This window comes from Pseudomonas sp. CK-NBRI-02 (genome assembly GCF_008124495.1).
In the GTDB taxonomy this organism is placed as follows: domain Bacteria; phylum Pseudomonadota; class Gammaproteobacteria; order Pseudomonadales; family Pseudomonadaceae; genus Aquipseudomonas; species Aquipseudomonas guariconensis.
Genome location: NZ_VSJH01000008.1, coordinates 311,268 through 334,063, shown reverse-complemented (window position 1 = coordinate 334,063; position 22,796 = coordinate 311,268). Strand labels below are relative to the sequence as shown.

Here is a 22,796-nt window from a genome sequence, read left to right as displayed (position 1 = left end):
AAGGTTGAATAATAAGGGTTGATCAGCGTCTGAGCATGGCCCGGATGTCGGCCAGCGCATTGTTGCCGCGCGCGGCCTTCACTTCGACAGGCGCGTCGTCCAGGCCCTCCCAGGCCAGGTCGTCCGGCGGCAGTTCGTCCAGGAACCGGCTGGGGGTGCAGTCGATGATTTCGCCGTACTGCTTGCGCTTGGCGGCGAAGGTGAAGGCCAGGGTCTGGCGGGCGCGGGTAATGCCCACGTAGGCCAGACGCCGCTCTTCCTCGATGGTGTCGGCCTCGATGCTGGAGCGGTGCGGAAGGATTTCCTCCTCCATGCCCATGATGAACACGTAAGGGAATTCCAGGCCCTTGGAGGCGTGCAAGGTCATCATCTGCACACCTTCGGCGTTTTCTTCCTCTTCCTGCTGGCGCTCGAGCATGTCGCGCAGCACCAGCTTGCCGATGGCGTCCTCGATGGTCATGTCACCCTCTTCGTCCTTCTCGAGGGTGTTCTTCAAGGCATCGATCAGGAACCAGACGTTGCTGATACGGAACTCCGCCGCCTTGTCGCTGGCGGTGTTCTGGCGGATCCAGTTCTCGTAGTCGATGTCGCGGATCATGTCGTGCAGGGCCGCGATCGGGTCTTCCAGGGCCACGCGCTGGCGCACCCCGTCGAGCCAGTGCTTGAAGCGCTGCAGGCGCTCGGTGTAACGGGCATCCAGGTGCTCGCCCAGGCCCAGCTCCTCGCTGGCAGCGTACATCGACACGCCACGCTCGGTGGCGTAGTTGCCGAGTTTTTCCAGGGTGGTGGAGCCGATTTCCCGGCGCGGCACATTGATCACGCGTAGGTAGGCGTTGTCGTCGTCCGGGTTTACCAGCAGGCGCAGGTAGGCCATGAGGTCCTTGACCTCCTGGCGTCCGAAGAAGCTGTTGCCGCCGGAAAGGCGGTACGGCACCTGGTGGTGCTGGAGCTTGAGCTCGATCAGCTTGGCCTGGTAGTTACCCCGGTAGAGGATGGCGAAGTCGCTGTAGGGCCGGTTGGTGCGCAGGTGCAAGGTGAGGATTTCCATGGCCACGCGCTCGGCCTCGGCTTCCTCGTTCTTGCAGCGGATCACACGGATCTCGTCACCCACGCCCATCTCGCTCCACAGCTGCTTCTCGAAAGCATGTGGGTTGTTGGCGATCAGCACGTTGGCGCAGCGCAGGATGCGGCTGGTGGAGCGGTAGTTCTGCTCCAGCATCACCACTTTCAGGGAGGGGTAGTCCTCCTTGAGCAACATGAGGTTTTCAGGACGTGCGCCCCGCCAGGCGTAGATCGACTGGTCGTCGTCGCCCACCACGGTGAACTGGTTGCGCATCCCGATCAGCATTTTCACCAGCAGGTACTGGCTGGCGTTGGTGTCTTGGTATTCGTCCACCAGCAGGTAGCGCACACGGTTTTGCCAGCGTTCGAGTACATCCTTGTGTTCTTCGAACAGCTTCACCGGCAGCAGGATCAGGTCGTCGAAGTCCACTGCATTGAACGCCTTGAGCGTACGCTGGTAGTGGGTGTAGACGATGGCGGCGGTCTGCTCGCGGGGATTGCGGGCTTTTTCCAGGGCCTCGGCGGGCAGGATCAGGTCGTTCTTCCAGGCACCGATCATGTTCTTGATCTCGTCGATGCCGTCGTCGCCTGAGTATTCCTTTTGCATGATGTCCGACAGCAAGGCCTTGATGTCGGTCTCGTCGAAGATCGAGAAGCCCGGCTTGTAGCCCAGGCGCTCATGCTCCTTGCGGATGATGTTCAGCCCCAGGTTGTGGAAGGTGCACACGGTCAGGCCGCGGCCTTCACCTGGACGCAGGAGGGTGCCGACCCGCTCCTTCATCTCGCGCGCGGCCTTGTTGGTGAAGGTCATGGCCACGATGTACTGGGCACGGATGCCGCAGTTCTGGATGAGGTGGGCGATCTTGCGTGTGATCACGCTGGTCTTGCCGGAGCCTGCACCGGCGAGCACCAATAGAGGGCCGCCGACGTAGTCACAGGCTTCTTGTTGCCGGGGATTGAGTCGGGACATGCTAGAAACCGGGGGTCACCAGAAAATAGCCGCGCATTCTAGCAGGCATGGGGCGGTTGTGGCGTTACCGTCTGACAGTGTGATGCAAGGCGCGAATCGGATTTGCCGCTTTTGTTACTTTCGCGCAGGATGCACGACAAAATGCGTCGGGATACTGGCTATGGAGTGGCACTTTAAGTGAAAATTATTTTCATTCGTGAGGGCTGGATGCTCCGCGCCCGTCGTCCTACTGTTCAAGCCTAAGGAGCTCGCTTGTCCACGCCTGTCGAACCGTTGCGTTTGCTGCTGTTGGCTGATGAGCCGGAATGGGCCACCCTGCTGCGCGAGTGCCTGCAGCCGCTGGCCGGGAGCGCGGTCTTGTTGACCGCACCGAATTGGGAATCGGTGGACAGTCTGTTCGCCAATGACCGCCAAGCCGTCGTTTTGGCGAGGCCGGCATTGCAGCCGGCCCCCGGTCGTTGTGACCTGCCCACCATCCTGTTGCTCGATGAAGAGCCTGACACGCCACCCAGCGCGGTCAGCGACTGGCTGGTGCGCGAGCAGTTGAGTGGCGATGCGCTGCGTCGTTCCCTGCGCCACGTGCGCGAGCGGGGCGTGCTGGTGGCCACCTTGCAGCGCCTGGCCGAGCAGGACCCCTTGACCGGCATCGCCAATCGTCAGGGCTTCCAGGCGCTGCTGACGGCGCGTCTGGCGGAAAACGAAGGCCGTGGCGTCGCGCTGGGTCACCTGGACCTGGACAACTTCCGCCACGTCAACGATGCCTTGGGCCATCAGGGCGGCGACCGCCTCATCCTGCAAGTGGTGGCGCGGTTGAAGCAGCAACTGGAGGCCGGGGACCAGCTGGCCCGCCTGGGAAGCGACGAATTCGCCCTGCTGATCGACACCCGGCGTGATGCCAACCGCGCCGAGTGGATGGCCGAGCGCATCGTCGAGGCCCTCGCCGAACCCTATTGGGTCGATGGCGAGAGCCTGTTGCTCGGTGCCAGCCTGGGCGTGGCCCACGCCCGGGCCCAGGCCGGCGCCGATCCGCTGATGTGGCACGCCCATATCGCCATGCGCCAGGCCAAGGGCAGCCAGGGCTGCACCTTCCATGTGTTCAACGAGCGGATCAACCGCAACGCCCGCAGCCTGGCCGATCTGGAAAGCGAGCTGCGCCGGGCCCTGCGTCGCGACGAGCTGGAGCTGCACTACCAGCCCCGGCTGAGCCTGGGCGATGGACGCATCGTCGGCCTCGAGGCCCTGGTGCGGTGGCGTCATGCCGAGCGAGGCCTGCTGCCACCGAGCGAATTCGTGCCCCTGGCCGAGCAGAGCGGCTTGATCGTGCCCTTGGGCTACTGGGTGATCTCCCGGGCCCTGCGCGACATGCAGGCCTTGCGAGAGCGCGGGCTCGAACCCTTGCACATGGCGGTTAACCTGAGCTTCCGCCAATTCCAGGACAGCCAGTTGCTGGCCACGCTCAGCCGCTTGATCATCGAGCATGGTGTCGATGCCCGCTGGCTGGAATTCGAGCTCACCGAGACTGCCGTCATGCGCCGCAACGAGCTGGTCCGCCAGACGATGGACGCCTTGGGGCGCCTGGGCGTGCGCTTTTCCCTGGATGACTTCGGCACAGGTTTTTCGTCGTTCGTGCACCTGAACAGCCTGCCGATCACTCTGCTCAAGGTGGATCGCAGCTTCGTGGGCGGCATGGAGCTACGCGAGGAGAACCGCAAGCTGGTGCACGCCATGATCAACCTGGCGCACAACCTCAACCTAGAGGTGGTGGCCGAAGGGGTGGAGACCGAAGAGCAGTTAGCGCTGCTGCGTGGGTTCGGCTGCGACCAAGTGCAGGGATACCTGGTGAGCAAACCCCTTCCGGTGGAGGCGTTGATGGATTACCTGCAGCAGGCGGCGCAGGCGCAGGTAGTGAGTCTATAGCTGCGGCGGTATTTTCGCGGGGGGAACCCGCTCCCACAGGGCTTCGCCAGCCCTGTGGGATCACACCGACATCGGTGCAGCTTCAGCCTTGTGCGCCTTGCCCAGCATCCGCTTGGTCCGCCACTCGAAGCCAAGGGGCAGCGCCACCGCTGCGCAGGCCAGCCCCAAGGCCAGGCCCCACCACACACCCACCGCGCCACCGCCGAGGGTGAAGGTGAACAGCCAGGCGCTGGGTGCCCCCACCAGCCAATAGCAGCACAGGCCGATGAGGAAGGTGGTCTTGGCGTCCTTCAGCCCGCGGATAGAACCCATGGCGATGGTCTGCATGCCATCGAACAATTCGAACCAGGCCGCGACCATCACCAGGCTCACGGCCAATTGGAAGATCGCCGCGAAAGCTGGGTCGTCACGGTCGATGAACAAACCGACCAGCGTATCGGGCAGTAACCAGAACAATGCCGCGAAAGCGAACATGATCATCGCCCCGAAACCGATCCCCACCCGCCCGGCGCTGCGTGCGGCCAGCAGATTCCCACCACCGTAGTACAACCCCACGCGCATGGTCACCGCATACGACAGGCCCGTCGGCACCATGAACGCGGTGGAGACGATCTGCAGGGCGATCTGGTGCGCCGCCAGCTCCGTGCTGCCCAGCACCCCCATGCACAGGGCGGCGAAGGCGAACAGGCCGACCTCTACCATGTAGGTGCCGCCGATCGGCAGGCCCAGGCGCCACAGCTCGCGCAAGGCGGGCAGGGATGGGCGCGACAGGCCCTTGCGCAGCGGGTAGGCGGCGTAGGCCTTGTGCCAGCGAATGTACAGGGCAAGCGCAATGGCCATGCCCATCGACACCACCGCCGTGACCAGGCCGATGCCCATCAGGCCCAGCTTGGGCAGGCCGAACATGCCTTCGATCAGCGCATGGTTGAACACATAGTTGAGCACCGTGCCCACCAGGCTGATGACCATCACCGGCGTCGAACGGCCCAGGGCGCTGGTGAAGCCACGCAGGGCCATGAAGGTCAGGTAGCCGGGCAGGGCCAGCGGCAGCAGCGTGAGGAATTCCATCGCCGAGGCGACGTTCTCCGGCTGTTGGCCAAACAGCAGCAGGGCCGGCTCCAGGTTCCACAGCACCAGCGCGGCCACCAGGGCCAGGCCCCAGGCCAGCCACAGGCCGTTCTGCGCCAGACGGGTCGCGCCGGGAACGTCCCCGGCGCCCTGGCGGATGGCGACCAAGGTGCCGACCGCAGCAATCACGCCCAAGCAGAAGATCGACACGAACGAATAACTGGCGGCCCCCAGTCCACCCCCGGCCAGGGCCTGTGGGCTGATGCGGGCCATCATCAGGGTGTCGGTCAGTACCATCAGCATGTGCGCCAACTGCGAGGCGATCAGCGGGCCGGCCAGGCGCAGCAGAGCCTTGAGTTCGGTGGTGGGCGCGACGTGCATTGGGATGTCCTTTTTCCTGAATCTGTTGAGCGAGCCGTTGATTCTGAGGCTTCGGTCAACTTTGCACAAAAGGATAAATGCGATCGTTGGCATGAGTCGGACTCATGCATATATGATCCTGTGCATTCCATTCTCGCCCCGCTGGGCAGGTGCCAGATGTCTCGTCAGCTTCCCCCGCTCTATGCGCTACGCGCATTCGAAGCCGCCGCTCGGCTGAGCTCGTTCACCCGCGCCGGTGAGGAACTGTCCATCACCCAGAGCGCGGTCAGCCGGCATATCCGCACCCTGGAGGATCACTTCGCCTGCCGCTTGTTCGTGCGCAACGGTCGCAGCCTGCAACTGACCGAGGCGGCGCGGGTGCTGTTGCCCGGCGTGCGTGAGGGCTTCAGTGCGCTGGAGCGGGCCTGCGACACCTTGCGCGGCGAAGACGACATCTTGCGCATGAAGGCCCCGTCGACCTTGACCATGCGCTGGCTGTTGTCGCGCCTGAGCCAGTTCCGTCACCTGCAGCCAGGCAACGAGGTGCAACTGACCAGCGCCTGGATGGACGTGGACCATGTGGACTTCAATCAGGAGCCGTTCGACTGTGCGGTGTTGCTCAGCGATGGGTTATTTCCCGCGGACTGGGAGGTGCGTCGGCTGTTCTCCGAGCTGCTGATCCCGGTGGGCGCGCCGGGCCTGCTCGATGATGGCCCATGGGACGAGCGACGCCTGGCCGGCATCGAGCTGTTGCACCCGACGCCGGACAAACGCGATTGGCGCGCCTGGCTGGAGCGCATGGGGCTCACCGACAAGGTCTCGCTCAAGGGCGGGCAGGTGTTCGATACCCTGGAGCTGGGCATGATCGCAGCTGCCCGTGGCTATGGCATCTCCATGGGCGATCTGCTGATGGTGGCCGAGGACGTGGCCCAGGGACGCCTGAGTCTGCCGTGGCCGACAGCGGTGCCCAGTGGCATGGATTACTACCTGGTGTGGCCACGAACGAGGCCTGGGGGAGAGCGTTTGCGCAGGTTGAGCGCCTTCTTGCAGGAAGAGGCGGCGGCGATGAACCTACCGGATGTGAGCATCCTTGAGACCCAATCGCGGGATCGCTCGAATTCCGATTGATCTGGCTGTTCGCGGGTAAACCCGCTCCTGAAGGGGCCTGGGAGCGGGTTTACCGGCTAATGGCTTACAGCGACTTGAGGTTCAGCGCCTGGGCACAAGCCTCGAGTGAGCGCTGCTCGCTCTGGGCATACAGCGCCAGTTCATCCTGTACCTTCATCTGCAGTGCCGCTTCGAATGCCTCGCGGTTGGCGTTGCTGCCGTACTCGGCCTGGGAATCGTCGCCCAGGTTGGACTGGAAGATCCCGGCGGCGCTGACCGGCAGGAAGTCTTCGTACACCAGCGCCTCGAAATGCACGTGGCCGGCATCGATCAGGCCTTGCAGGGTGGTCGGACGACCTTGCTGGTCGCGGGCGGCCAAGCCTTTTTCGGTGGCAAAGTAGCGGAAGTACGCCAGCCCCTGTTCGCGCATCTGCACCAGGTCGTCCGGGAATTCGGCGAACTGCGCCTTGAGCAGCGCCATGTAGCGTTCGGCGTTGGCTTCGGCCGGTGCGCCGCCCAGGGCCTCGCGGGTGGCGTCGAGCAAGCGGTCATAGAGCTGGCGACCCTTGGGGGTCAGCGCCGCACCGCGTTGTTCGATCTCGCCGAAACGCGCGGTGTGGCTGCCTTGTGCATCGCTGAACGCGACCTTTTCCTGCAGCGCCTTGAAGCTGGTCTGACGCAGCAAGATCGGGTGTCGGCGGGTGGGCGGGCCTTCGACCACAGCCTTGGGCGGAATGCCTTTGGCTGGCATGCCCAGCTGGATGGCGTCGATGTCCAGGGTACGTGGGGTCAGGTGGTTGATGTGTGGGCCCTTGAAGGCCACGACATCGGCGATCAGGCGATGCTGGTCGTGCAATTGCTGGTACTGCTCGGCCGTGACAGTGGCGTCCTGGTGCCAGCGGAAGGTGTGCAGCGCTTCCTGCACGAACGTATCGGCATCGCTGGCGCTCAGGCCGCCGTCGCGCTCGCACTGGGCGATCAGCTCCAGCACCCGCGGGGTGAAGATCTTGCGCTTGGCCAGGATGCCCTGGGCCAGTTCGCGCAGCTGCGGGTTGTCGATCAGTTCCAGGCGCAGCAGCGAGGTGAACACGCGGAACGGGCTGATGTGCAGGGACTGCTCGTGTACCGCGCGAAACGCGGTGGAATGCACAGGCACGCCGGCGCTGCTCAGGTCGTAGTAGCCGACCGGCTCCATGCCCATGACCGCGAACAGGCGGGCGATGGTCGCGAGCTCCTCGGCGGTACCGACGCGGATGGCGCCGTGGCGCTCTTGATCGAGGCGCTCGATTTCACCGGTCCAGCGCAGGGCTTCGGCGATCTTGGGCTGCTGGGTCATGACCTGCTGGTTGATTTCACTCACCAGCTCCAGCAGCGTGCCGTACAGAGGCACTTCCTGTTTGTACATGAGGGACATTGCGGCAGAGAACTGCGCGCGGATGCTGTCGGGGCTGACGAAATCGTGGGCGGGCATCGCTAGCTTCCTGGGGGTGAGTGAGTACCCTTACATGAAAGCTGGGAATGCACTTTCCCCACAAGCGAAAAAAAGTGCAGGTGTCATTCCTTTTTGGATCGACCTTCTGGTCCCACCTATCAGCCTTGCAGCTGGTCTTTGATCCACTCCACCAACGCCCGCACCTTCGGCACCTCCGCGGCATGTTCGGCGAACGCCAGGTAATGCGCGCCGTTGCTCTTCATCGCATGGTTCCAGGCCATCACCAGGCTGCCCTCGGCCAGTTCCTTGGCCACCAGGTAGCGGGGCACCAGCGCCACGCCGCAACCGGCTTGGGCCGCGCTCAGCGCCATATAGAAGGTGTCGAAGCGTGGCCCGTGGTAGCTGTTGTCGGTATGCAGCCCTTGCTCCAGGAACCACTCGTGCCAGGCCTCCGGGCGCGAGGTGCTTTGCAACAACACAAGCTGCGCCACCGCACTGGCGTCCTTGAGCTCACGGCCTTGCAACAGCTCCGGCGCGCACACCGGCACCACCTCTTCGCCGAACAGCTCCACGCAGGTGGCGCCTGGCCAGGTGCCCTGGCCATAGAAGAACACTGCATCCGCCGAGCCCTGAAGCAGGGCGAAAGGCTCCATTTCGTTGCGGATGTCCAAATGAATGTTCGGGTAGCGCTTGCCGAAGCCCTTGAGGTGCGGAATCAACCAGCGCACGCCAAAGCTTGGTTGGGTGGCTACCTTCAATACTTCGGTCTGCTCGCCATAGGTCAGGACGTAGCGGCTGGACATGTCCACCTGGGTGAGAATCTTGTTGACTTCGGCCAGGTACAGCGAGCCGGCTGGTGTGAGTTGCAAACGTCGGCGGATACGCAGGAACAGATGATGCCGGAGCATCTCTTCGAGCTGCGCGACCTGCTTGCTGACCGCGCTCTGGGTCAGGTGCAGCTCTTCGGCCGCGCGGGTGAAGCTCAAGTGGCGAGCAGCAGCCTCGAAGCACTGCAAGGCGGTCATCGAGGGTACCAGGCGTTTGGACATAGCGGTCTCTACGGCAGGAGGATCATTACCTGACGGAATGATATGCGGAATAAAGGTCGTTTGTTGCGCTAGTGTCATCGGATTAATACTGATCCACATCAGGTTTTCAACCCTTCACCCCCTGTAGGAGAAGCACATGGTCGCTGGATTGCTCGAGCGCCTTGGCGTTGCCGCCGAGGCTTACACCCAGGGTGACTACCCTGTTCACACCCCGATCGACGGTAGCCAGATCGCCTCGGTGAAACTGCTCGGCAAAGCCGAGACCACTGCCCGCATCGACCAGGCCCACAAAGCTTTCGAAGCCTGGCGCAGCGTGCCGGCCCCGCGCCGTGGCGAGCTGGTGCGTCTGTTCGGTGAAGTGCTGCGTGCACACAAGGCCGAGCTGGGCGAACTGGTGTCCATCGAGGCCGGCAAGATCACCCAGGAAGGCCTGGGTGAAGTGCAGGAAATGATCGATATCTGCGACTTCGCCGTTGGCCTGTCGCGTCAGCTGTACGGCCTGACTATCGCTTCCGAGCGTCCAGGCCACCACATGCGCGAGACCTGGCACCCGCTGGGCGTGGTCGGCGTCATCAGCGCCTTCAACTTCCCCGTAGCGGTCTGGGCCTGGAACACCGCGCTGGCGCTGGTCTGCGGCAACGCCGTGGTGTGGAAACCGTCCGAGAAGACCCCGCTGACCGCCCTGGCCTGCCAGGCACTGTTCGAGAAGGCCCTGAAAGCCTTTGGCGATGCACCGGAAGGCCTGAGCCAGCTGGTGATCGGTGGTCGCGAAGCCGGCGAAGCCTTGGTGGATGATCCACGCGTACCGCTGGTCAGCGCCACCGGCAGCACCCGCATGGGCCGCGAAGTGGGCCCACGTGTAGCCGCCCGATTTGGCCGCAGCATCCTCGAGCTGGGTGGCAACAACGCCATGATCCTGGCCCCGAGCGCCGATCTCGACCTGGCCGTGCGCGGCATCCTGTTCGCCGCGGTCGGTACTGCGGGCCAGCGCTGCACCACCCTGCGTCGCCTGATCGTGCACCGCTCCATCAAGGACGAAGTGGTTGCCCGCGTCAAAGCCGCCTACGGCAAGGTGCGCATCGGTGACCCACGCAAGGACAACCTGGTCGGCCCGCTGATCGACAAGCCATCCTTCGACGCCATGCAAGGCGCGCTGGCCAAGGCCCGCGACGAAGGTGGCCAGGTCTTCGGCGGCGAGCGCCAGCTGGCCAGCGAATACCCCAACGCCTACTACGTTTCGCCGGCCATCGTCGAGATGCCGGGCCAGAGCGAGGTGGTGCGCCACGAGACCTTCGCCCCGATCCTCTATGTGCTGGCCTATGACGACTTCGAAGAGGCCCTGCGCCTGAATAACGAAGTACCGCAAGGCTTGTCGTCGTGCATCTTCACCACCGACCTGCGTGAGGCCGAACGCTTCCAGAGCGCCTCGGGCAGCGACTGCGGTATCGCCAACGTCAACATCGGCACCAGCGGCGCGGAAATCGGCGGCGCGTTCGGTGGCGAGAAGGAAACCGGCGGTGGTCGTGAGTCCGGTTCCGATGCCTGGAAAGGCTACATGCGTCGTCAGACCAACACCGTGAACTACTCGCGCGAGCTGCCGCTGGCGCAGGGGATCGTGTTCGACTGATGATCGCAGGCCGGGGGCCTTGCCCCCGGTTCGCGGGTGGACCCGCTCCCACAGGTACAACAGGGTTTTTGACCTGTGATGTAGCTGTGGGAGCGGGTCCAGCCGCGAAAGGGCCGCGCAGCGGCCCCAACAAGAACAACACTGCTGGAGCCGGGCCATGTCCGAATTGCGTCAAGAATGTCTGTGGGAGTTCGTCACCAAGCCGACCGTCGCCGCCCAGGCGCTGGCGGGTGAGCACAAGGCCGATGTCTGTGTGATCGGCGGCGGCATCACCGGGCTGTCCGCAGCGATCCACCTGCTCGAACAGGGTAAGTCGGTGATCCTGCTGGAGGCCTGGAAGATCGGCCATGGTGGCTCTGGACGCAACGTCGGTCTGGTCAATGCCGGCACTTGGATCCGTCCCGACGATGTCGAGGCGACCCTCGGCCTGGAGCAGGGCAGCCGCCTGAACAAAGTTCTCGGCGCAGCGCCTGCCGAAGTGTTCGCGATGATCGAGCGCCTCGGCATCGACTGCCAGGCCCAGCACAAAGGCACCCTGCACATGGCACACAACGCCACTGGCATTGCCGACCTCGAGGCGCGTCACGCCCAGTGGAGTCGTCGCGGCGCGGATGTCGAGCTGCTGACCGGGGCCCGCTGCCAGGAATACTGCGGCACCGACAAGATTTCCGCCGCGCTGCTCGACCGCCGCGCCGGCACCATCAACCCGATGGCCTACACCCAGGGCTTGGCTGCCGCCGTGGCACGCCTGGGCGGACGGGTATTCCAGCAATCTTCGGTCGAAGGCCTTGAGCGCGACGGCGATGGCTGGCGAGTGAACACCGCTCGCGGCTCGGTGCGCGCCGACAAGGTGGTGATCTCCACCGGTGCCTACACCGAAGGCGAGTGGAGCAACCTGCAGAAGCACTTCTTCCGTGGCTACTACTACCAGGTGGCTTCCAAGCCGCTGCAGGGCGCCGCGGCCGACAAGGTCCTGCCTCATGGCCAGGGCTCCTGGGACACCCGCACCGTGCTCAGCAGCATTCGCCGCGACGACCAAGGCCGTCTGCTGCTCGGCAGCCTCGGCCGAGTGGACAACAAGCCGGCTTGGTTCGTGCGCAGCTGGGCAGACCGCATCCAGAGCCATTACTACCCGGAGCTGGGCAAGGTCGAGTGGGAGATGCACTGGACCGGTTGCATCGACTTCACGCCGGATCACTTGATGCGCCTGTTCGAGCCGGCCCCTGGGCTGGTGGCGGTGACTGGCTACAACGGCCGGGGCAACACGACTGGGACGGTGATTGGCCGTGCGTTCGCCGAGTTCCTGCTCAAGGATGACCCGAACAGCCTGCCGATCCCGTTCTCGCCAATGAAGCCGGTCAGCGCGCCTTCGCTGCGCACGGCCTTCTATGAGTCGGGCTTCTCGCTGTATCACGCGGGACAATGCCTGCGGGTGGTGCTCTGACCGCGTCGGCTTGTGCGCGGGCAAACCCGCTTCCACAGGGCAGCGCTGGCCTTGTAGGACTAGGTCTACCCGCGAAAGGCGCCTGGACGCATCACTTGTGCAGCCAGCTGAGGAAGCCGCCTTTCTTCACCACGGGCGGTTTCTGCATCAGCAAGGACTCCCGGTTCTGACGACGGAAACGCTGCAGTTTGGTCAGAGCGGTCTGTACCTCGCCCCGCTGGGCCAGGCAGTTGCGCACCTGCTCCTTGTCGATGCGATAGAGCAGGCAGCCTGTCAGGGTCCGAAATTCGGCCAGCGACTCCTCCTCGTCGATCAGGCCTTCGATTCCCAGCACCTCGCCAGGCCCCATGCGCCCGGCTTCGATCAGGCGTTCGCCATCGCGAATCGACGCCGACACCACGCCACTGCCGATCACCAGCACATAGTCGGAGTGTTCCCCCACGCCCAGGATCACTTGGTCCGCCAGGTATTCCACCGCGGTCATGCGCTGGCTCAAGGCGTCGCGTTCATCGCTGGTCAAGGAGCGGAACACCCGCACGTCATCCAGCAGCTCGCGCTGGCGACTGCGTGGGGGCAGGGCGAGGTCCACGTTCCACATCACCCCGTTGGCCTCCAGATGACGATGGGCCAGGTCGAACAGTTGGTTGCGCACCTCGACCTTGCGCTCCATGGTCGCCACGAACCCGCTGGCCTCGTACTCCACCGACTCTAGCGTTGAGGCTTTCACGGTCACCTTGGGCGGCGGTGTCGTGAGTAGCGCGCTGGTGCCCTGCAGGGCTTTTTCCAGCGCATCGAATACCCGCTTGGGGCGCACCTTGGCCGGCACCACCACGCTGATCGACACCCCATGCACGTCCGCCGGACGGCTGAAATTGAGCAGCTTGGCCTTGGCCACCACCGAGTTGGGCACCACCGCCAGGCTGCCATTGCCGGTGAGCAGGCGCGTGGCGCGCCAGTCGATGTCCAGCACCTTGCCCTCGGTACCGTCGATGGAGATCGCATCACCAATCTGATAAGGCCGCGTAGTGTTGAGCACGATGCCTGAGAACACGTCCGCCAAGGTGCTCTGCAATGCAAGGCCGATGACGATGGCCATGACGCCTGAGGTTGCCAGCAGACCCTTGACCGGCAGTTGCATCACGTAGGCCGCTGCCGCGATCACCGCTGCCACGAAGATCAGTGCCCCGAGCACGTCTTGCAATAACCGCCCGCCATGACCGCCCCGGGCGATCAGCACCAGGCCGAACACCACTGTCACGGTACGGGCAAAGAACAGCCACCAGGCGATCTCCAGCGCGGTGGCCATCAGGTTGCGGGGCACGTCGTCCACCCAGGGCGCCGATTGCAACGGGCTCATGCCCGCCGCCAACAGGACCCAGCTGAACAACAGGAAAATAACCAGCCGAGCGCCGATACGGCAGGCCCGGCGCTCGACCGGGATCAATTGCCATAACACCAGGTCGAGCAGCAGCAGGGCGGCGCCGAGCAACAGCGGGGAGGACTGAATGAACGCCAGCATGGAAGTCTCGCGACAGAGAAAGGCTGTGGGTAGTAAAGAGCAGGTTGGGCGGGCAGGCAATGGAGCCGGGGCCGCACAGCGGCAAAAGGCTCGCAAAGGGTGTCGCTTCGATCATCGTTCCGAAAATAGAACGCTAGAGCCAGTTTTCGCTATCTAGTGCTTCAAAGGTGATGTTTTTAATCTGTACCCATGCAGTCAAGGCAACACCCCAACTCACTCACTGAAGGAACACAGACCATGAGCAAATTCACCTACAACCGCCTGGACAAGAACAACGCTGCCGTACTGCTGGTCGACCACCAGGCAGGCCTGCTCTCGCTGGTACGGGACATCGAGCCTGACCGCTTCAAGAACAACGTGCTGGCCCTGGCGGACCTGGCCAAGTACTTCAACCTGCCGACCATCCTCACCACCAGCTTCGAGCAAGGCCCCAACGGCCCGCTGGTACCGGAGCTCAAGGCGCAGTTCCCGGACGCCCCCTACATCGCGCGTCCAGGCCAGATCAACGCTTGGGACAACGAAGACTTCGTCAAGGCGGTGAAGGCCACCGGCAAGAAGCAACTGATCATCGCGGGTGTGGTGACCGAAGTGTGCGTGGCCTTCCCGGCGCTGTCGGCCTTGGAAGAAGAGTTCGAAGTGTTCGTGGTCACCGATGCCTCCGGGACCTTCAACGAGATGACCCGCGACGCCGCCTGGCGCCGGATGGAAGCGGCCGGTGCGCAACTGATGACCTGGTTCGGCGTGGCCTGTGAGCTGCACCGCGACTGGCGCAACGACATCGAGGGCCTGGGTACCCTGTTCTCCAACCACATCCCGGACTACCGCAACCTGATGACCAGCTATAGCACGCTGACTGCTGGCAAGTAACCCACTTCACCAGGCGCCGGATCCCGGCGTCTGGCCTCATCTTGTCCAGGGGAAGGCCGATGAACAACCGTACCGTGGTGACGCTGGTCATCCAGCACAAAGTGCGCACCGATGCGCTGGCGCGTTATGAAGCCTGGTTGCGGCACACCGTCAGCGTGGCCCGCCAGCAGCCGGGTCATCTGGATGTGAATGTGATCCGTCCTGACGACGGTGGCCGTCAGTTCACCACCGTGGTGCGCTTCGCTGAGGCCGACCAGCTGCAGGCCTGGGTCGACTCTCCCGAGCGCCAGGCGCTGATCAACGAGGTGCTGCCGCTGCTGGAGGAAGGCGACCAGACCCAGGTCCATGACGATCCGGAGTTCTGGTTCACCCCGCCCACCACCGGTGCATCCCAACCGCCGCGCTGGAAGCAGGCGCTGCTGACTTACCTGGTGATCTGCCCCATGACCTTGGTCATCCCGCAACTGCTGTCGCCGCTTTTCGCGCGCTTTCCGCAGTTGGGCGGCGCGATCACCGGCAACTTGATCGTCAACCTGTTCGTCATCCTGCCCGTGGTGTTCTACATCATGCCGTGGGTAACCCGTCGCTGCGCCGACTGGCTGCGCGGCTGAACCACGCCTTTAGCTCGACACTTTCAAGGAGATACCGATATGACCACCCTCGTTACCCGCGATGGCACTTCGATCTATTACAAGGACTGGGGCAGCGGCAAGCCTGTGCTGTTCAGCCACGGCTGGCCACTGGACGCCGACATGTGGGATTCGCAGATGGAGTTCCTGGCCAGCCGCGGCTACCGCGCCATCGCCTTCGACCGCCGTGGTTTCGGGCGTTCGAGCCAGCCCTGGGATGGCTACGACTACGACACCTTCGCCGATGACATCGCCCAGTTGATCGAACACCTCGATCTGCGTGACGTGACCCTGGTCGGCTTCTCGATGGGGGGCGGTGATGTCAGCCGTTACATCGCCCGTCACGGCAGCGAGCGGGTGGCCGGGCTGGTGTTGCTGGGGGCGGTGACGCCGGTGTTCGGCAAGCGTGACGACAACCCCGAGGGGGTCGACCTGTCGGTGTTCGAAAGCATCCGTGCCGGTCTGCGTGCCGACCGTGCGCAGTTCATCGCCGATTTCGCCACACCGTTCTATGGCCTGAACCATGGGCAGCAGGTCTCCCAAGGCGTGCAGACCCAGACCTTGAACATCGCCCTGATGGCCTCGATCAAGGGCACCCTGGACTGCGTGACAGCCTTCTCCGAGACCGACTTCCGTCCGGACATGGCGAAGATCGATGTACCGACGTTGGTCATCCATGGCGACGACGACCAGATCGTGCCGTTCGAGACCACCGGCAAGCAGGCGGCGGCGTTGATCCGCGGGGCTGAGCTGAAGGTGTATGCCGGGGCACCGCATGGGTTTGCAGTGACCCATGCCCAGCAGCTGAACGAAGATCTGCTGGCGTTTCTTCAGAAGTGATCGTGGCAGGCTTTCACGGGTGAGCCCGCGAATCGAGCTCGCCAGGCAGCACAAATGGTGAACAGGGCTACCCTTTCACAACCCACCGCACTGCACTTATCGGCATGCCCCGCAGCGGCTCCGGCCGCTGCCGCCTAGACGGAGAAGACCATGTCCAAGGATCGCAACGACAAGACCCGTCGCCAGTTCCTCGCCACCAGTACCGTCCTCGGTGCCGCCGGCGCGCTCTGGTCCGCATTGCCTTTCGCCGGCCAAGCCGGTTCCGCTTACGCAACAAGCCAAGGAGGTTCCATGTCCGCCGACCTGATTCTGTTCAACGGCAAACTGCATACTGTTGACCGCGAGAAGCCCACCGCGACCGCCGTCGCCATCAAGGACGGCCGCTTCATTGCCGTGGGCAGCGACGCCGAGGCCATGGCCCACAAAGGCAACACCACGCAGATCATCGACCTCAAGCAACGCACGGTGATCCCCGGTCTGAACGACTCGCACCTGCACCTGATCCGCGGTGGCCTGAACTACAACCTGGAACTGCGCTGGGAAGGCGTGCCATCGGTTGCCGATGCCCTGCGCATGCTCAAGGACCAGGCCGCACGCACCCCCACGCCCCAATGGGTGCGAGTGGTCGGTGGCTGGAACGAATTCCAGTTCGCCGAAAAGCGCATGCCGACGCTGGAAGAAATCAACCAGGCCGCACCGGACACGCCGGTGTTCCTGCTGCACCTTTACGACCGCGCGCTGCTCAACCGTGCCGCCCTCAACGCCGTGGGCTACACCAAGGAGACGCCCAACCCACCAGGCGGCGAGATCCAGCGTGACAAGTTCGGCAACCCGACCGGCATGCTCATTGCGCGTCCCAACGCGATGATCCTCTACGCCACCTTGGCCAAGGGGCCGAAGCTGCCGCTGGAGTATCAGGTCAACTCCACGCGCCAGTTCATGCGTGAGCTCAACCGCCTGGGCCTGACCAGCGCTATCGATGCCGGTGGTGGCTACCAGAACTACCCGGACGACTACCAGGTGATCCAGGAACTGGCCGACAACAACCAGTTGACCGTGCGGATTGCCTACAACCTGTTCACCCAGAAGCCTAAGGAGGAGCTGGCCGATTTCAAGAACTGGACCTCCAGCGTCAAGCTGCATGGCGGCAACGACTTCTTCCGCCACAACGGCGCCGGCGAGATGCTGGTGTTCTCCGCCGCCGACTTCGAGGACTTCCTCGAGCCGCGCCCGGATCTACCGCAGACCATGGAGCAGGAACTGGAGCCGGTGGTGCGCCATCTGGTTGAGCAGCGCTGGCCGTTCCGCCTGCACGCCACCTACAACGAATCGATCTCGCGCATGCTCGACGTGTTCGAGAAGGTCAATCGCGATATCCCGTTCAATGGCTTGCCATGGTTCTTCGACCATGCTGAGACCATCACACCGCAGAACATCGAGCGAGTGCGTGCGCTGGGCGGTGGCATCGCCATCCAGGACCGCATGGCCTTCCAGGGGGAATACTTCGTCGACCGCTACGGCGCCAAGGCTGCCGAGCAGACGCCACCGATCAAGCGCATGCTCGACATGGGCGTGCCGGTGGGCGCCGGTACCGACGCGACACGGGTGTCCAGCTACAACCCGTGGACCTCGCTGTACTGGTTGGTCAGCGGCAAGACCGTGGGTGGCATGGCGTTGTATCCGCAGGGACTGAGCCGCGAGACTGCGCTGCAACTGTTCACCCAGGGCAGCGCCTGGTTCTCCAGCGAGCAGGGCAAGAAAGGTCAGATCAAGGTGGGGCAGTTGGCGGACCTGGCGGCACTGTCACTTGACTTCTTCAGTGTCGATGAAGAGGCGATCAAGGGCATCGAGTCGGTGCTGACCATTGTCGATGGCAAGGTGGTCTATGGCGCAGCGGAGTTCGACAAGCTCGGACCGCCCCAGGTGCCGGTGCTGCCGGAGTGGTCGCCGGTGACCAAGGTTCCGGGGCATTGGCGGGTGGGTACACCGTCCTTGGCGGCGGTGGCACATCAATGTGTCGGGCCGTGCGGCGTACATGCGCACAGCCATGAGAAAGCGCGTCATTCGACCGTGCCGGTGAATGACTTCCAGGGCTTCTGGGGAGCGTTGGGCTGTTCCTGCTTCGCCTTCTGAAAGCCACCAGGCTGGCGCCGGCCCCCACAGCATTCAACAGGCTCTTGTGGGGGCTGGCGACCGCGTGCCAGGGCTGCAAAGCGTCACCCGCCAACTCACGCCATATCGCTGACCGCGAACTCCTCGGCCAGATGATCGATCAACGCCCGCACTGACGGTAGCAACCCCCGCCGGGACGGGAAGATCGCATGGACGATCCCGCAGCGCGGGTGCCAACCCGGCAGCATTTCCACCAACCTGCCTGCCGCCAGGTCTTCGCGCACCGCTACCCGTGGCAAATGCGCGATTCCCACACCTGCCACCACAAAGTGACGCAAGGCGAACAGGTCGTCAGTGACTACCTTGGGCTTATGTGCGATCACCAGCTTCTGCGCCATGCTTTCGTCCTGGAACAATTCCCACTGGTACTCACGCTGCGAACTACCCCAATGCAGGCTGGGCAGTTGGCCCAGCATCTGCGGCTCGAAGTTTTCCGGCAGTTGTTCGAGAAACGACGGCTGCCCCACCAGGCACTGAGTACTATTGCTCAGCACCTTCATCACCATGTCGGTATTCTCCAGCGGCGGGAAGCGCACCCGCAGTGCGATGTCGAAGCCTTCGTGAAGCAGGTCGACCCGGCGGTTGGTGCTCTCGATGAACAACTCCACCTGCGGGTACTTGGCCATGTAGCGCGTCAGCATCGGCCCCACCCAGGCATTGAGCAAGGTCGTGGGGCAACTGATGCGTACCAGGCCGCGGGGCTCGCTGCGGTTGCGCTCGATGATTTCGGCGGCCCCCTCGGCCTCCACCCGCATGGCCAGGCAGCGCTGGTAATAGGCTTGGCCGACTTCCGTCAGCGAGCAGTGCCGGCTGGTGCGATGCAGCAGACGCACGCCCAGGCGCTCTTCCAGTTCGGCGATGCGCCGGCTGAGCTTGGATTTGGGCATGTCCAGGGCCCGGCCGGCCGGCGCGAAACCGCCGTGCTCGACTACCTGGGTGAAGTAGTAGAGGGAGTTGAGGTCTTCCATGGGCATTCTCGAAACGCAGGCGAGGGATTTCGCAGTCTACCGTAGCGAGTCTGTTTTGAGCGGCGAAGGCCCATGAATGAGTAGGGGCCGCTGTGCGGCCCATGCAGGATCAGTCCATCTTCGCAGGCATAGCGGTGCGCTGAGGCTATGGCCTACGGTGCATCCGACTCGAACAGCCGCTCCAGCTCCTTGCGCGCTTCCTGGGCGGTCTGCATCACCTTGGCCCGGTCGTCGCGCACGCGGCCTTGCGCTTCGAGCACTTGTTCGTCGTGTTCGGTGAAGCGTTGGATTCGGTCTGCGGCCTGCTCGCCCGACAAGCCCAGTCCGAGCAGGGTGCGGCGGCTCATCTCAAGGCTGGAATAGAACGTCTCACGGATCGGCTCGGCGCCCACGTCCATCAGCTTGTGCACATGCTGGCGGTTGCGCGCCCGGGCGATCACCTTCAGGTGCGGATACAGGCGCTTGACCCGCTCGGCGGTGCGGGTGGTCACTTCCGGATCATCCGTGGTGATGATGACGTACTCGGCCTCGCCAACCTTGGCCGCATGCAAGACCTCCGGGCGCTGCGGGTCGCCGTAGAACACCGGAACCTGTTCGAAGGTGCGAGTCATCTCGATTGTGTCCACCGAGGTGTCCAGGGCAATGAAGGGGATTTTCTGCGCCCTCAGGATGCGCGAGACGATCTGGCCCATGCGGCCCATGCCGACGATCACCACCCGTGGCGTGTCGGCCTGGATGCTCTTGTAGTGCTCCGGCACCTCGCGAGCCGGTTGCGGGCGCTTGAGCAGGCGTGCGCAGGCCAGCAGCAACAGCGGGGTGATGGCCATCGACAGAGTGATGGTCATCAGCAGCATGTCGTGGGTACGGGCATCGAACAGGCCCTGGTCCTTGCCCAGCTTGAACACCACGAAGGCGAATTCGCCACCTGCCGCCAGCACCACGCCAAGGCGCAGGGCGCTGGCGGTGTTCAAGCCGCCGGCCAGGCGCCCGACCAGCATCAGCAACGGCAGTTTCACTGCCACCAGCAGCAGGGTCAGGCCGAGCAGTACCAGCGGCATCTCCAGCAGCAACCCGAGGTTGGCGCCCATGCCCACACTGATGAAGAACAACCCCAGCAACAGACCTTTGAACGGCTCGATCTGTGACTCCAGCTCGTGACGGTACTCCGAGTCCGCCAGCAGCAGACCGGCGAGGAAGGCGCCCAAGGCCATGGAAATGCCGGCCTGCTCCATGAGCCAGGCGGTGCCGATCACCACCAGCAACGCAGTCGCGGTGGACACCTCCGGCAGGCCGGTACGGGCCACGGTGCGGAATACCGGGCGCAGCAGGTAGCGGCCGCCGACGATGACGATGGCGATGCTGGCGAATACCTGCAGACCATGCTGCAGGCTGTCGCCATGGCTGGTGTCCGGGCCGCTGGCGGCCAGCAGTGGCACCAGGGCGATCAAGGGGATGGCGGCGATGTCCTGGAACAGCAGGATGGCGAAGGCCAGGCGACCGTGAGGGGCATTGAGCTGTTTGCTTTCGGCCAGGCTCTGCAAGCCGAATGCGGTGGACGACAAGGCCAGGCCCAAGCCCAGCACCATGGCGCTGGGCAGCGGCTGGCCGAAGCCGAACAGGGCGATGGCGCCAATGACCGCACCGGTCATCAGCACCTGGGCCAGACCCACGCCGAACACCGCCTTGCGCATCAGCCACAGCCGCCGTGGCGAGAGCTCCAGGCCAATGATGAACAGCAGCAGGACCACGCCCAGCTCGGAGATGTGCGCGACGCTCTCGGTGTCGCGAATCAGCCCCAGTGCCTGGGGCCCGATAGCCACACCAGCGAGCAGATAGCCGATTACCGCCCCCAGTTGCAGGCGCTTGGCCAGGGGTACGGCAATGACGGCGGCAAGCAGGAAAATCACCGCCGTTTGCAGCAGGCTGGCTTCGTGGGGCATGGCTCGGACTCCTTGAGCGACGAGAGGGTTAGGCAATGGATAGCAGAGGCGGGCATTTTCGTCTTGAGCAGCAAACAGGACAATCCCGTCGCTTCGGGAAGCATCGTTCCGGAATCGATACCTTTGGGCAGCGGATTATCCGCGAACCGGGTGCTGTCTGATGATCAGGTGCTTGGTCGATACTGGAGCGCTTCGGCCAGGTGCGCACGCCCAATGCATTCTCTCTGTTCAAGGTCTGCCAAGGTACGGGCTACCTTGAGCAGGCGATGGGCCGCCCGCAGGGACAAAGTCAGGCGCTCGCAGGCATTTTCCAACCAGGTCTGGTCGACCGCTTCCAGCGCACAGTGGCGACGCAGGCCGTTGAGGTCGAGAAAGGCATTGGCGCAGCCCTGGCGCCGCTGCTGTAACTCACGTGCCTCGGCCACCAGGCGGGCGACGCTGGCGCTGGACTCGCCGCAGGGCTGGTGGGTCAGTACGGTGCTTTCCCTGGCCACGGTCTGGTGCAGATCGATCCGGTCGAGCAGCGGGCCGGACAGCTTGTTGCGATAACGCTGGATTTGCTCGGTGCTGCACCGGCAACGCCCGGTGGGATCACCCAGGTAACCGCAAGGGCAGGGGTTCATGGCCGCTACCAGCTGAAAGCGTGCAGGAAAGCGTATGCGATCCTTGGCACGGGCCACCACGATTTCCCCTGACTCCAGCGGCTCGCGGAGCACTTCGAGCACGCGTCGCTCGAACTCCGGCAGTTCGTCCAGAAACAACACGCCATGATGCGCCAGGGTGATCTCGCCCGGTTGAGGTCGACTGCCACCGCCCACCAGGGCCGGGCCTGACGCCGAGTGATGAGGATGACGGAAGGGGCGCTGGGGCCAGCAGTCCAGCGGCTTATGACCGCTGACCGATTGGATTGCCGCCACTTCCAGAGCCTCGTGCTCATCCAGCGGCGGGAGCAACCCGGGCAGGCGGCTGGCGAGTAGGGTCTTGCCCGTGCCGGGCGGTCCGGTGAAAAGCAGATTGTGTGCACCGGCCGCAGCCACCAGCAGCGCACGCTTGGCGGCAGTCTGGCCCTGGACCTCGCTGAGGTCCGGGTAGGGCCGCTCCCGCAGCAGCAGGCCGTTGGCTGCAAAGGGTGATAGGGGCGACTGGCCGTTGAGGTGGGCCACCAGCTCGAGCAGATGGCCCACCGCGTAGACCACCAAGCCATTCGCCAGGCTCGCTTCCTCGGCGTTCTCCCTGGGTACCACCAGGGCTCGCCCAGCCTCTCGCGCAGCCAGTGCCGCAGGCAGCACGCCTTGCACTGGGCGCAATCCACCCGACAGCGCCAGCTCGCCGATGCACTCGATTTCGCTCAGGGGCGCCACCGGAACCTGGCCATTGGCGGCCAGGATGCCCAAGGCGATGGCCAGATCGTAACGCCCGCCGTCCTTGGGCAGATCGGCCGGGGCGAGGTTCTGGGTGATACGTCGGGCGGGGTAGTCCAGGCCGGAGTTGACGATGGCGCTGCGCACGCGGTCCTTGCTCTCCTTGACCGTGGCTTCGGGCAGACCGACCAGGGTCAGGGTGGGCAGGCCGTTGGCCAGATGGGTTTCGACACTGACAGCAGGCGCCAGCACGCCGACCTGGGCGCGGCTGTGGACGAGGGCGAGGGACATGGACACTCCGTGGTCGCTTGGGGAAAACCGCTTCCTGCGGTTGGGCAAGCATAGAGCGCCTGGGGAAGGGCGATTGCGAAAGAGTGCGTCGGGGTTTTGCAGGGAGTGACCGACGGCCTGTAGGGACCGCGGTGTTCATGAGAACACCGCAGAACAGGCATCGGCGAAAGCGG

The 22,796-nt window shown here is 64.1% G+C and carries 16 protein-coding genes; 8 read left to right on the top strand and 8 right to left on the bottom strand.

Features of this window, described 5'->3' with window-relative positions; translation table 11 throughout:
• Positions 1 to 22: 22 nt before the first annotated feature.
• Positions 23 to 2,032, bottom strand: a complete 2,010-nt coding sequence (rep, locus tag DQ397_RS09345; protein WP_043213020.1) for a DNA helicase Rep — start codon at positions 2,030 to 2,032, stop codon at positions 23 to 25.
• A 252-nt stretch (positions 2,033 to 2,284) separates the two neighbouring features.
• Here rep and DQ397_RS09340 point away from each other — a divergent pair, with 252 nt between their 5' ends.
• Positions 2,285 to 3,949 carry a bifunctional diguanylate cyclase/phosphodiesterase gene (locus DQ397_RS09340; RefSeq protein WP_043213023.1) on the top strand — a complete coding sequence of 555 codons (1,665 nt, stop codon included), beginning with the start codon at positions 2,285 to 2,287 and terminating at the stop codon, positions 3,947 to 3,949.
• Between the two features lie 60 nt (positions 3,950 to 4,009).
• On the opposite strand, the gene DQ397_RS09335 is transcribed toward DQ397_RS09340, so the two are convergent.
• Positions 4,010 to 5,398, bottom strand: a complete 1,389-nt coding sequence (locus DQ397_RS09335) for a NorM family multidrug efflux MATE transporter (RefSeq protein ID WP_043213025.1) — start codon at positions 5,396 to 5,398, stop codon at positions 4,010 to 4,012.
• Between the two features lie 156 nt (positions 5,399 to 5,554).
• Between DQ397_RS09335 and DQ397_RS09330 the strand changes: the two genes are divergently transcribed.
• The gene (locus DQ397_RS09330; protein WP_052352480.1) at positions 5,555 to 6,505 is read left to right on the top strand and encodes a LysR substrate-binding domain-containing protein; all 951 of its coding nucleotides are present in this window, start codon (positions 5,555 to 5,557) and stop codon (positions 6,503 to 6,505) included.
• A gap of 64 nt (positions 6,506 to 6,569) precedes the next feature.
• On the opposite strand, the gene DQ397_RS09325 is transcribed toward DQ397_RS09330, so the two are convergent.
• Together DQ397_RS09325 and DQ397_RS09320 are read right to left on the bottom strand one after the other, a co-directional pair.
• Complete coding sequence (locus DQ397_RS09325; RefSeq protein WP_043213027.1) at positions 6,570 to 7,955, bottom strand: VOC family protein; 1,386 nt, start codon at positions 7,953 to 7,955, stop codon at positions 6,570 to 6,572.
• A 119-nt stretch (positions 7,956 to 8,074) separates the two neighbouring features.
• Positions 8,075 to 8,965, bottom strand: a complete 891-nt coding sequence (locus tag DQ397_RS09320; RefSeq protein ID WP_043213029.1) for a LysR family transcriptional regulator — start codon at positions 8,963 to 8,965, stop codon at positions 8,075 to 8,077.
• Between the two features lie 136 nt (positions 8,966 to 9,101).
• On the opposite strand from DQ397_RS09320, the gene DQ397_RS09315 reads away from it, so the two are divergent.
• Positions 9,102 to 10,592: an aldehyde dehydrogenase family protein gene (locus tag DQ397_RS09315; RefSeq protein WP_043213031.1), complete on the top strand. Its 1,491-nt coding sequence runs from the start codon at positions 9,102 to 9,104 to the stop codon at positions 10,590 to 10,592.
• 157 nt (positions 10,593 to 10,749) lie between these two features.
• A complete protein-coding gene (locus DQ397_RS09310; protein ID WP_043213452.1) occupies positions 10,750 to 12,036 on the top strand; it encodes an FAD-binding oxidoreductase in 1,287 nt (428 codons plus the stop codon).
• 91 nt (positions 12,037 to 12,127) lie between these two features.
• Here the strand turns inward: DQ397_RS09310 and DQ397_RS09305 are convergent, their stop codons facing one another.
• Complete coding sequence (locus DQ397_RS09305; RefSeq protein ID WP_043213450.1) at positions 12,128 to 13,555, bottom strand: mechanosensitive ion channel family protein; 1,428 nt, start codon at positions 13,553 to 13,555, stop codon at positions 12,128 to 12,130.
• A 237-nt stretch (positions 13,556 to 13,792) separates the two neighbouring features.
• On the opposite strand from DQ397_RS09305, the gene ycaC reads away from it, so the two are divergent.
• The 4 genes from ycaC (at position 13,793) to DQ397_RS09285 (ending at position 18,024) form a co-directional block, all read left to right on the top strand.
• The gene (gene ycaC, locus DQ397_RS09300) at positions 13,793 to 14,422 is read left to right on the top strand and encodes an isochorismate family cysteine hydrolase YcaC (RefSeq protein WP_043213448.1); all 630 of its coding nucleotides are present in this window, start codon (positions 13,793 to 13,795) and stop codon (positions 14,420 to 14,422) included.
• Positions 14,423 to 14,481: 59 nt separating this feature from the next.
• A complete protein-coding gene (locus DQ397_RS09295) occupies positions 14,482 to 15,033 on the top strand; it encodes an antibiotic biosynthesis monooxygenase (RefSeq protein ID WP_043213446.1) in 552 nt (183 codons plus the stop codon).
• Between the two features lie 39 nt (positions 15,034 to 15,072).
• Positions 15,073 to 15,891 carry an alpha/beta fold hydrolase gene (locus tag DQ397_RS09290; protein WP_043213444.1) on the top strand — a complete coding sequence of 273 codons (819 nt, stop codon included), beginning with the start codon at positions 15,073 to 15,075 and terminating at the stop codon, positions 15,889 to 15,891.
• A gap of 291 nt (positions 15,892 to 16,182) precedes the next feature.
• Positions 16,183 to 18,024: an amidohydrolase gene (locus DQ397_RS09285; protein WP_167358081.1), complete on the top strand. Its 1,842-nt coding sequence runs from the start codon at positions 16,183 to 16,185 to the stop codon at positions 18,022 to 18,024.
• A gap of 95 nt (positions 18,025 to 18,119) precedes the next feature.
• Here the strand turns inward: DQ397_RS09285 and DQ397_RS09280 are convergent, their stop codons facing one another.
• The 3 genes from DQ397_RS09280 to DQ397_RS09270 form a co-directional block, all read right to left on the bottom strand.
• Positions 18,120 to 19,031: a LysR substrate-binding domain-containing protein gene (locus DQ397_RS09280; RefSeq protein ID WP_043213439.1), complete on the bottom strand. Its 912-nt coding sequence runs from the start codon at positions 19,029 to 19,031 to the stop codon at positions 18,120 to 18,122.
• Between the two features lie 152 nt (positions 19,032 to 19,183).
• Positions 19,184 to 20,971 (bottom strand): monovalent cation:proton antiporter-2 (CPA2) family protein, encoded by a 1,788-nt coding sequence (locus DQ397_RS09275; RefSeq protein ID WP_043213436.1) that lies wholly within the window; start codon positions 20,969 to 20,971, stop codon positions 19,184 to 19,186.
• Positions 20,972 to 21,135: 164 nt separating this feature from the next.
• The gene (locus tag DQ397_RS09270) at positions 21,136 to 22,623 is read right to left on the bottom strand and encodes a YifB family Mg chelatase-like AAA ATPase (RefSeq protein ID WP_043213434.1); all 1,488 of its coding nucleotides are present in this window, start codon (positions 22,621 to 22,623) and stop codon (positions 21,136 to 21,138) included.
• Positions 22,624 to 22,796: the final 173 nt, after the last annotated feature.